This window comes from Methanosarcina sp. (assembly GCF_035390745.1).
Taxonomy (GTDB): Archaea; Halobacteriota; Methanosarcinia; order Methanosarcinales; family Methanosarcinaceae; genus Methanosarcina.
The window spans coordinates 1-9228 of sequence record NZ_DAOOUJ010000090.1 but is presented as its reverse complement, the minus strand read 5'-3'; the positions used below and the strand labels follow the sequence as shown (position 1 = coordinate 9228).

Genomic DNA, 9228 nt, shown 5'->3' with positions numbered 1-9228 from the left:
CAATCCCCATAGAGTGATTGTTTTTTTGGGTAATAATGGTTACTGTTAGAGATTTCTCCGGCTATCTATAATAAAACAGGTGTCTTCAGCTCTATATAGCAGAAAAATGAAAAGAAGAATCCGGTAACTTAATTTATTTTCCCCGCAAAATTCAGCCCACTTTCCACGCAAACACAATCCTTGACCCATCCTCCATGTCAAGCGCGCGGAAAACTTCGAGCCCGTAGTTTCCCAGCATCTCTATGTATTCGTTAAAAGGGACGCTGTTTTCAAAACTGTAGCCTGAACCTCCTTTTTTCACATCTTCAAAAGTCCAGAGGTTCCAGTCAAGGCTCATAATTGGATTGGACTTCATGTTTTCGTCAGGAACCTGCCTCGTCACGAAAACCCCTCCTGGCTTTAAGGCTTCGGCAATCTTGGGGATAAGGGAAGGCACTTTTCCTCCGGGGTTAAAGGAAGAAAAAATAAGGTCATAATCGCTCCCGATTTCATCTTTAAAAAAGTCCCCGGGAATTATATCCACCCTTGAAGCCCCGTATTTTTCAATAAAATACCTTGTTTCTTTCGTAACAGGGGGAAGGTCGAAAACAAAAGCCTGAATTTCTTCGTTCAAATCCGCAAAAGCGATTGCATAAAGCCCATGCCCTCCCCCGAGATCAAGCAGCTTTTCGACGCCTGTGAAATCAACGTTTTCTCGAACAACACGGACCGTTTCCTGAAGCAGCCCGCATCGGGCATTCTCTGCCATATAGTGGACGATTTCCCCGAAAAAAGGCCCTTTCTCGACAATATCTGGCCCCTGCTTCATAATCTGCGGAAGACGTGCCCAGCGTTCAACATTTCTGATCCGTTCTGCAAGGTAATGCTGCTGAGAAAATGGAGAGCTTTTCAGAAGATACGTTGCACTGAGTTCTGAGACCAGATATACTGCCCCATCATTCTTTGTTTTCACAGACTTAGCCTTTTCTTCTTCCTCGTCTATCCCTTCCTCAAACCTGTCAAGGAACCCCAAGCTATGGAGAGCCTCGCAGAAATGAGGCATGAGGACGGGGTCACAGCCAAGCTTTTCAGCCAGAGCTCCTGCTGATAAAGGGACTTTAAGGGCTTCAAACACTCCAAGCTCAAAAGCCGCAGCAATAAGCCTGCACTCCCTGAGACCCTGAACAGAAGAATCAAAAATCTTGAACAAACGATTGGCATCTACCTCAGGCTTTTGCATCAGGTCGATACCGATTTCCTTCTCAAACCTATTTTCTGTACCACTTTTCACGTCGTTTCCCATAAATCTCTCCTCCTCTTAGATATGATCTGCCCTTACAATTAGATACCTCTTTCAGTCGCAATAATAGCTAGATAACAACCTGAAATAGAAAAGTTGAGCTATTTACCCCATGAATATTATTTTGATAAATTATTGTAATAATTAACAGGATAATAGTTTTTTCTTATAGCAAGATGCGTAAACACTGTTAACTCAGGATTTATCCAGAGTATGTCTCAAACCTGACAACATATCATTGAAATTTTGAATTGCAACATCAGTCGAATTTGAGCAAAAAGTAAATCTTCAGAATTAAATAAGAGAAAAGCAAAGAAAGAATAAAATAAAAAAAGAATCAGAAGGCTGCATCGACGTAGTCAACGGGCCTTTTGAAAACAGCTGTGATCATGCCGTTTTCATCGATCTCGTTTGAAAACTTAATCAGTTCCCAGCCTTCAACACCAAGGTTGTTAAGGTCTTCTTTTGCCTTTGACCACTCACTGAACCTGATCTCTTTTACATCGTATTCCCAGATGGTCACTTTCATTCATCTCCAGTAAAATTGGGTAATATTATACCATATATTAACTGGAGGCATCTGCTATATGTATCTTTTTAAAAAATAGATTTGAGATTAAGTCAACTAAAGTTGATTTCAGAACAGAGCCCATATCCGGCTGTGCCAGACTCAACTGTAAACTTTCCGGCATGCCTTTTTAGAGATCAGAAATATGAAAAATGAACCAGGCAATGAACTGTAATATCTGTGGAGGAATTGCAGATATTATGATGTTCATGCCCGGTAAATTGGCTGAAATATTCGTACCAGACCTTTTCCGCGAACAGCTTCAGGCTCCGATTCCGGTAACAAGGAAGTCGGAAATGGACTCTATTTCGGGGAGGTCTACGTTAAGCTCTTCCCCTGCAAACCCTGCCCTGAAAACTTCCATGTCCGACGGCACTGAGGCCAGGACGTGATTTTTGCCCACGGTTTCCATCATAAAATGAGCCCCTATTTTATCTGTACGGTTAAGAACGAAATACAGAGGCTTTCCGGCTTTTTCTGCAAGCTGCTTTATTTTTTCTGAAAGCCTTATGGACTCGTAAGATGGATCAAGCACCATCAGACAAGGTCGCACCCTTCTTCAACCCCCCTTCCAAAGTGCTCGATTCCCGCTTCTGTATCCACAAACACCAGGTCCTGTGATGTGGTTTCTATGTTTTTCAGCAGGTTTTTTGCAAGCGCACCCATAGGGCAGGCACAGCCTTCCCCGAAATCATGGATTTTCCCTACAGCCATCATTTTTATGTTCCCCTTCTCTACCGTATAAGCCTCAGGGATTTCTGTTATTCTCCATTTCTCTTCAAAAATACCTGCAACTTCCCCGCTCCGAAACGCCTTCATCATTTTTTCTCCCAGGGCTTTTTTTCCTCCCAGGTAATTCATGAAATCATCCGGCATTTCAACACCAAGCTGCCTGTGCAGTCCGAAATTAGACTCATCACTGTCCACAACAAGCACATTGTACCCTTTTCTTGCCATTGCCTTCGCAAGCAGAGCAGTAATCGTACTCTTGCCGCTTCCACCTCTTCCACAAATAAGAACTTTCATTTCCACACCTCTTTTCAAGACCCTGTTTGAGTGCTGAAGAAACTATTCAATTCCGAATATTTTATCCGGATAACTGAATATCAATTAAAACTTAAAACAAAATAATTATCATTTATTATGAATATTCATTTGATTTTTATGCATATATATGAAAAAAGGTTTAAGCTTGATAAAACTTTCGAAATATTCCTTTTCGAAAAAATAACAGAATTAAATTAAACCCTGATCTCCCCGGCATATTCCCCTGTGATGGGAATTGTTTCTCCACATTTCGGGCAGGTCTTATCAGGGTTTATGTTATACTCCTGGACTTCAAAAAACCCCCTTGCAATCAAAAGGCTCCCGCATTCAGGACAGTAAGTATTCTCATGGGGGTGCCCGGGTACATTGCCAACGTACACAAAACGCATCCCTTCCTCAATTGCAATTGAACGAGCTCTGTCGAGAGTATTTACTGGAGTAGGGGGAAGGTCCTTCATTTTATAATGAGGGTGGAAGCGGTTAAAGTGAAGAGGGGTATCTCTCCCCAGGTTTTCGTAAACCCAGCATGAAAGTTCCCGGAGCTCATCAGAAGAGTCATTGTGAGTGGGAATTATCAGGTTTACGACCTCCACGTGGATCCCGAGCTTTTTTGCAAGTTGAGTGGCCTCGAGTACAGGAGCCAGTTTTGCACTGCACACATCCCGGTAGAATTCATCGGAAAAACCCTTTATGTCCACGCTGAAAGCGTCCAGGTAAGGGGCGATATGTTCAAGGGCTTCGGGAGTGATGTAGCCGTTGGTCACATAGCTTGTTCCAAGACCTGCTTCCTTTGCAAACTTTGCCCCATCAAAGGTATACTCATACCAGACCGTGGGCTCATTGTAAGTCCAGGAAACCGACTGGCAGCCCGCCATTTTAGCCTGCCTGACAAGCTGGAAGGGGCTGAGGTTTTCCAGAAAAGCATCTTCAAGAGCAGCCTGCGAAAGCCTCCAGTTCTGGCAGTGCCTGCACCTGAAGTTGCATCCTATTGTACCGACTGAGTAAGCCGTGGATCCTGGATAATAGTGGTAAAGGGGCTTCTGTTCTATATTCGCCACAGCTTCGCCTGCGACTCCTCCATATACAAGGGAGAAAAGCGATCCTTCACAATTTTCCCTTACCCCGCAGATGCCCCGCTTACCGGATTTGATTCTGCACCTGTGGGCACAGAGGCTGCATTTCACCTCATTTCCGGCAAGCTTTTCATAAAACATGGCTTCGTGAATCATCATACACCCCCCTGTTCCTGTGAAATTTCCTGCTCAGGACAATGCGACTATGAAAAAAGGTGTGAGACAATGCTGTCACCTGTTCATTTGTTTCATGCAGGGTAATAAGCCTGTGGTCTCATAAACAATATGGTCCCATAAACAATATTGTCTGCAGAACAATACTATTTTCAGTATTCTCTTTCTGCGGAAGGTTTTTCCACGCCCGAAAAAGATCTTTAGTTTAGAAAGGGGGAAACATGAAACCTAAAATCAGTTCCACAAGTTTTGGTTCGATAACGGTCAAGAAAAAGACATTCGAGAACGATATCATTATCCGCCTGGGAGGTCAGGTCGAAAAGCGCAGGAAAAAGCTTTCGAAAAAACTGTATGGGACGTCACATAAAGTTTCGCTTGAAGAAGCTAAATACATCTACGAAAAAGGGGCAGAGAAGCTCATTATGGGAACAGGCCAGACCGGCTACGTAGAGCTTTCAAAAAAAGCAAAGAAGTATTTCCGGAAAAAAGACTGTAAGGTTAAACTCTTTCCAACTCCGAAAGCAATAAAAATCTGGAACAAAAGTAAAGGGAAGACCATTGCAATGTTCCACGTGACCTGCTGATTAAGATTTCCGCCACATAAGATACAAAAAAATTAAAGAAAAAGAGAAAAATTGAAAAAAGAGATTGGGCTACTCAAAAAAACAGAAAACTGTTTAACTCAAATCTCAATCAGCTTATACTCTCTGCTCCCCATGCCGATTTTTTCAGCATATTCAAGCTGGTGGGTACCGTCAATTTTAGACCAGATCCCTTTGAACTTGTCAGCCCCGGCTTCATGGTTGCAGTGCAGAGCAGAACCCGCAAGCCCTTTCTGCCTGTTTACAAGGTCGTAACTTGCCTGGTCGAGAGCCACGGGATCGGTTGATGCAAGGATTCCGATATCAGGCACGATGGGGGCATCGCTCCAGGGCACGCAGTCGCAGTCAGGAGTGATTTTGAGCAGGAAATTAAAATAGCCTGCTCTACCCTCTTTTCCTTTTACGGCTCCGTATGCGTATTCGGTCAGGCACTCAAGGAATTCGGGGATGTCCTGTTCCCAGTTAAGGTCGATGGCGCTTTCGGGACAGACCTCCATGCACTGTCCGCAGCTGATGCAGATGCCGGGGTCAATCCTGGAAACTTCACCTTCGAGGGATGCCGCTCCCACAGGGCAGATTTCCACGCATTTTCCGCAGCCGATGCACTTTTCTTCGACAACGTGCGGGCTTGTAGGGTAGTGCTGGTCCTTTTTACCTGCCGCAGGCGCACAGCCCATTGCCAGGTTCTTAATCGCACCCCCAAACCCTGCCATGATATGCCCCTTGAAGTGGGACATTACGATCATGGAGTCTGCTGAAACGATGTCTGACGCTATTTTCACGGATTTGAAGTGCTTCTGCCTGATCTCGACCTCTGCGATGTTCTGGCTCTTAAGCCCGTCCGAAATTATAAGAGGAGCCCGGACAACAGAATAATCAAAACCATGCTCTATGGCTGTTGTCAGGTGGTCAACTGCATTATGCCGGCTCCCTGAATAGAGGGTGTTTGTGTCAGTGATAAACGGTTTTGCTCCGGCTGCCCTGATTTTTTCCACCACATGCCGGACATAGACAGGATTGACATAGCTGTCGTTTCCGTATTCTCCGAAATGCATCTTGATTGCAGTCAGGTCATCTGCTCCCAGAAGTTCGACAAAACCTGCTTCGTCAAAAAGCCTCTGAATCTTGCTTATCGTGTTTTCCTTCGGATTTTTTGCCCTCAGGTCTGCGAAATAGACTTTGCTTGCCGTTCAAATACCTCCCTGAAATAAGTCGAATTACTACTCTTACCCGTTCTATGCAGTCAAGAAAGTCTTTTTCATTTTTAGGTGTTGCGCTGTTCGGAGAGAAAGGAGAAGTATTTCCCCAGATAGAAAATACTTAATCTTACAGCTTGCCCGTAAATTTCCGATATTTCTTACTGGTTACCGCGATTTCCCTGTATCTCTCCTTTTCAAGCCGTTTCAGCCCGATTTTGGCTTTTTTGACTGGAAAATGAGTTCTTCAGTTAACCTGTGACAGCTGGCAAACCGTTCCTCAGGAATAAGCCCCTCCTCTACCTCCTTCAGCACAGACCGGCTCTTTTAAGAGGCTGATAAAAAATTGGATGGGGCAGTGAGTGCCCGCAAGTTTCTATGGTTTCGAGATCAGAGCTCTTCGAGCGAGGAATCCCATTCAGGATCTTCTTCAGTCAATTTTGCGTCGATCTCTTCAGCTTTTTTACGGTACTCTTTTGCAGTTTTGGAGTCTCCCATTTCTTCAAGAAGATTTGCGTAGTTGCTGAAGAGCACAAAATTACTTTTAAGGAGATCAAGGTCTTCCTGGTAGGATTCTTCAAGGCTTTTGTTGAGGGCAAGAGCTTTTTCAAAGCACTCTTTTCCTTTTTCCTGCTGATCCGTAACCGAATATCCGATCCCGAGATTATTCAGAGCTCCAAGCATATGATGGAGGTGCTTTGGGTTTTCAGGGTCGTTTTCATACAGGATTTTAAGGCTTCTGTATGCATATTCGTATTCCTTGATTGTTTCTTCCAGTTTATCGGCATCCCTGTATATGTCCCCGATTTGTTCAGCAAAACTGGCAAGCATCTCCTGAAACTTCAGGTTCGCTGGGTAGGCTTCATATAATTTTTCAACTGTCTTGAGGGCAAGCTCATAGTATTTTCTTGCAATGCTTGAGTCTTTCTTTTCGGACTCCAGTTTTTCAAGAAGGGCCACTCCTAAAAAGAAAGCACTACCTGATGCAAGGATTAAGAGCTCCGGGTTCTCTGACTGTTCAGCAATTATTTGTTCAAATCTTTCAAGAGCCTGCCTGTGGTAGGCACCGGCTTTTTCCTCGTCCCCAATTTCTGAATGCAGCACCCCAAGTTCAAAGTATGTAGTTTCTATATCCAGATCATGATCGTGATCCATGCCATAGTCCTGGTCATGCTCGTGGTCCAGGTCATGGCTGTGGTTCAGATCGTGGTCATGGTCCGTATCATGGCAGCTTTCCGAAGTCATCAGCTCAAGGAGCTTTTTCTGGACTTTCAAGACTTTTTCATACACCTTGATCGCTTTTTCGAACTCCATGTTCTTTTTGAACAGCACACCCAGGCTTGTCAGGGTTTCAAGCAGCTCCTCATAGAAAAATTCATTTCTGGGATCTGATTCGAAGGCTTTTTGAAATATGGGGAGAGCCCTTTCATGGTACTGCACTGCAGTTTCAGGCTCTTCTTCTGCATACAGCCTTCCGATCTGGTTCCAGGTATCGGCCTTATTAGCTTCTAACATGAGTTTATCGGCTTCTTTTGGGTGAAGGTTTTCGTAGATATCGATTTCCTTATCATAATAAGCCCTTGCCTTTTCAATTTCTTCCTTTTCCGCAAAAAGGTCCCCAAGCTCCCGATAGATATCAGAAAGCTTCAGAGAATATTCAGGGTTTTCGGGGTTTTCATGTTCTTTTTGCAGCAGGTTTTCATAGATCTGCAGTTCGTCCTTATAGCAGATTTCTGCACTTTCGAAGTCTCCGATCTCCGAAAACAGCTCTGCCAGTTCGTCTAAAGAGCTGGCAAGGTTTTTATCGGCTCCAGGCAGATGAGGGTATTTATCCATCAGTCCCAGGAAAGTTTCTCTTGCCTTCGTATAGTAGTCCCTGGCCTTTGTTGTATCTTCCGCATCTGAAAATATTAAGCCTGTATCTTTGTACATATCTGCAATGGCCATAGAAAAAAGAATATTTTTGGGAACTGAAATGTTTTCGGAAACTTCAATATTTTCAGAAATCGGAATATTTTCAGGCTCTTTTTCAATCTCACTTTCAAGCAGTCCCAATGCTTCTTTATAACATTCCTCTGCCTTTACGAGATTTTCCTGGTCCGAATACATACCTGCCAGGTAACGGTATATGTAACTCAGGTAAACTTTGGTTTCGGAGTTTTCAGGGTCTTTATCGAGGATTTTTCTGTAAATCTCTATTGCCCGATCATAAACGCGCTTTGCCTCTTCTATATACCCCTCTTCTAAATATTCCTCTCCCTCGCACATCCTTCCAAAATTCATAAGAGAGTCATCAAGGCTGCTGAGGTGTTCGGATATTTCAGTTTCACTTTTGAGCAATTTCTCAATGAGATCGAATTTTATATCAAAAAGTGGAACTGCATCTTCGATCAATTCTCCGGCTTCAAAACAGAGCCCTATGTGTTCGATCGTTTTCAGGAAATCTTCGAGATAATCCGGATTTTCGGGATCTGACTCCAATAACTTCTCAAAACCCAGAACCGCTTTTTCAAAAATCCCTTTCATCGGATAGATATACTCTTTTGCTTTAACAGGATCTTCGAGCTTAAGAAGGATGTCTCCAATGCTTCCAATCGTGTCTCGCATAAAAGACCGGTAATCTTCTTTTTCCGGTTCTTTTGAAAAAAGGTCCCAGCTAATTTCCAGCGCCTTTCCGAAAAGTACAAGCGACTCTTCGAGTTCATCAATTCTGTATTTTGCAAAACCTTTAAAAAACAGAAGGTGGTATGAAATCTCAGGGTTATTCACTTCTTTTTCGATCTTTTCAACCTTATCAAGGTTTTCAAAGGCCTTTTTATATCTATCATGATCTATATCATCGGCCGCTTTCTTCAATAAGCGAAATGCAGAGTCCTGTAGCTTCCTTGACATAGAAATAGCATAGGTTTTTTCATATAATAATTCTAGGTAAGGGTAATTGTAAGTCAGGGAAGGCTCAATGTGAACTACTCCTCCCCACTTCCTTCCAGGTCGACATGATTTATAAATCCTGAGAATTCTTGCCTTCTTAAAAATAAACCCTATCTTACAGCTTCCCCGTGGATTTCTTATATTTTTTAATATCCATTGCTATTTGCTTGAATTTTTCCTTTTCAAGCCGTTTAAGCCCGATTTCGGCTTTTTTTGACTGGAATATGAGTTCTTCAGTTAACCTGTGATAGCTGGCAAGCCGCTCCTCAGGAATAAGCCCTTCTTCTACTGCTTGCAGGACGGCGCAGCCAGGTTCGTCCCGGTGAGTGCAATCTTTAAACTTGCAATTGCGGGCTGC

General features: G+C 43.5%; 6 protein-coding genes and 2 pseudogenes. 1 reads left to right on the top strand and 7 read right to left on the bottom strand.

Going from position 1 to position 9228, the window contains the following annotated elements:
* Nucleotides 1-151: 151 nt before the first annotated feature.
* The 4 genes and pseudogenes from PLL47_RS13900 to amrS form a co-directional block, all read right to left on the bottom strand.
* A complete protein-coding gene (locus PLL47_RS13900) occupies nt 152-1282 on the bottom strand; it encodes a methyltransferase (protein ID WP_324447044.1) in 1131 nt (376 codons plus the stop codon).
* Nucleotides 1283-1616: 334 nt separating this feature from the next.
* Nucleotides 1617-1808, bottom strand: a complete 192-nt coding sequence (sp36, locus tag PLL47_RS13895; protein WP_502883707.1) for a Sp36 family protein — start codon at nt 1806-1808, stop codon at nt 1617-1619.
* Nucleotides 1809-2109: 301 nt separating this feature from the next.
* Nucleotides 2110-2873 (bottom strand): annotated as a pseudogene (locus PLL47_RS15020) (ATP-binding protein).
* Nucleotides 2874-3088: 215 nt separating this feature from the next.
* Nucleotides 3089-4123 carry an AmmeMemoRadiSam system radical SAM enzyme gene (gene amrS, locus PLL47_RS13880; protein WP_324447045.1) on the bottom strand — a complete coding sequence of 345 codons (1035 nt, stop codon included), beginning with the start codon at nt 4121-4123 and terminating at the stop codon, nt 3089-3091.
* Between the two features lie 239 nt (nt 4124-4362).
* On the opposite strand from amrS, the gene PLL47_RS13875 reads away from it, so the two are divergent.
* Nucleotides 4363-4725 carry an MTH938/NDUFAF3 family protein gene (locus PLL47_RS13875; RefSeq protein ID WP_324447041.1) on the top strand — a complete coding sequence of 121 codons (363 nt, stop codon included), beginning with the start codon at nt 4363-4365 and terminating at the stop codon, nt 4723-4725.
* A 98-nt stretch (nt 4726-4823) separates the two neighbouring features.
* Here PLL47_RS13875 and PLL47_RS13870 read toward each other — a convergent pair whose 3' ends face one another.
* The 3 genes and pseudogenes from PLL47_RS13870 to PLL47_RS13860 all read right to left on the bottom strand — a co-directional run.
* On the bottom strand, nt 4824-5798 hold the full coding sequence (locus PLL47_RS13870) for a DUF362 domain-containing protein (RefSeq protein ID WP_324447040.1): 975 nt from the start codon (nt 5796-5798) through the stop codon (nt 4824-4826).
* A gap of 531 nt (nt 5799-6329) precedes the next feature.
* Nucleotides 6330-8831, bottom strand: a complete 2502-nt coding sequence (locus tag PLL47_RS13865) for a tetratricopeptide repeat protein (protein ID WP_324447039.1) — start codon at nt 8829-8831, stop codon at nt 6330-6332.
* Between the two features lie 154 nt (nt 8832-8985).
* Nucleotides 8986-9228: pseudogene (locus tag PLL47_RS13860) on the bottom strand (ribosome small subunit-dependent GTPase A); the annotation flags it as partial.

What these genes read in the sequence shown, in the direction of transcription:
- PLL47_RS13900 (WP_324447044.1), bottom strand. Translation starts at nt 1,282, where the DNA reads ATGGGAAACGACGTGAAAAGTGGTACAGAAAATAGGTTTGAGAAGGAA.
- sp36 (WP_502883707.1), bottom strand. Translation starts at nt 1,808, where the DNA reads ATGAAAGTGACCATCTGGGAATACGATGTAAAAGAGATCAGGTTCAGT.
- amrS (WP_324447045.1), bottom strand. Translation starts at nt 4,123, where the DNA reads ATGATTCACGAAGCCATGTTTTATGAAAAGCTTGCCGGAAATGAGGTG.
- PLL47_RS13875 (WP_324447041.1), top strand. Translation starts at nt 4,363, where the DNA reads ATGAAACCTAAAATCAGTTCCACAAGTTTTGGTTCGATAACGGTCAAG.
- PLL47_RS13870 (WP_324447040.1), bottom strand. Translation starts at nt 5,798, where the DNA reads ATGCATTTCGGAGAATACGGAAACGACAGCTATGTCAATCCTGTCTAT.
- PLL47_RS13865 (WP_324447039.1), bottom strand. Translation starts at nt 8,831, where the DNA reads ATGTCAAGGAAGCTACAGGACTCTGCATTTCGCTTATTGAAGAAAGCG.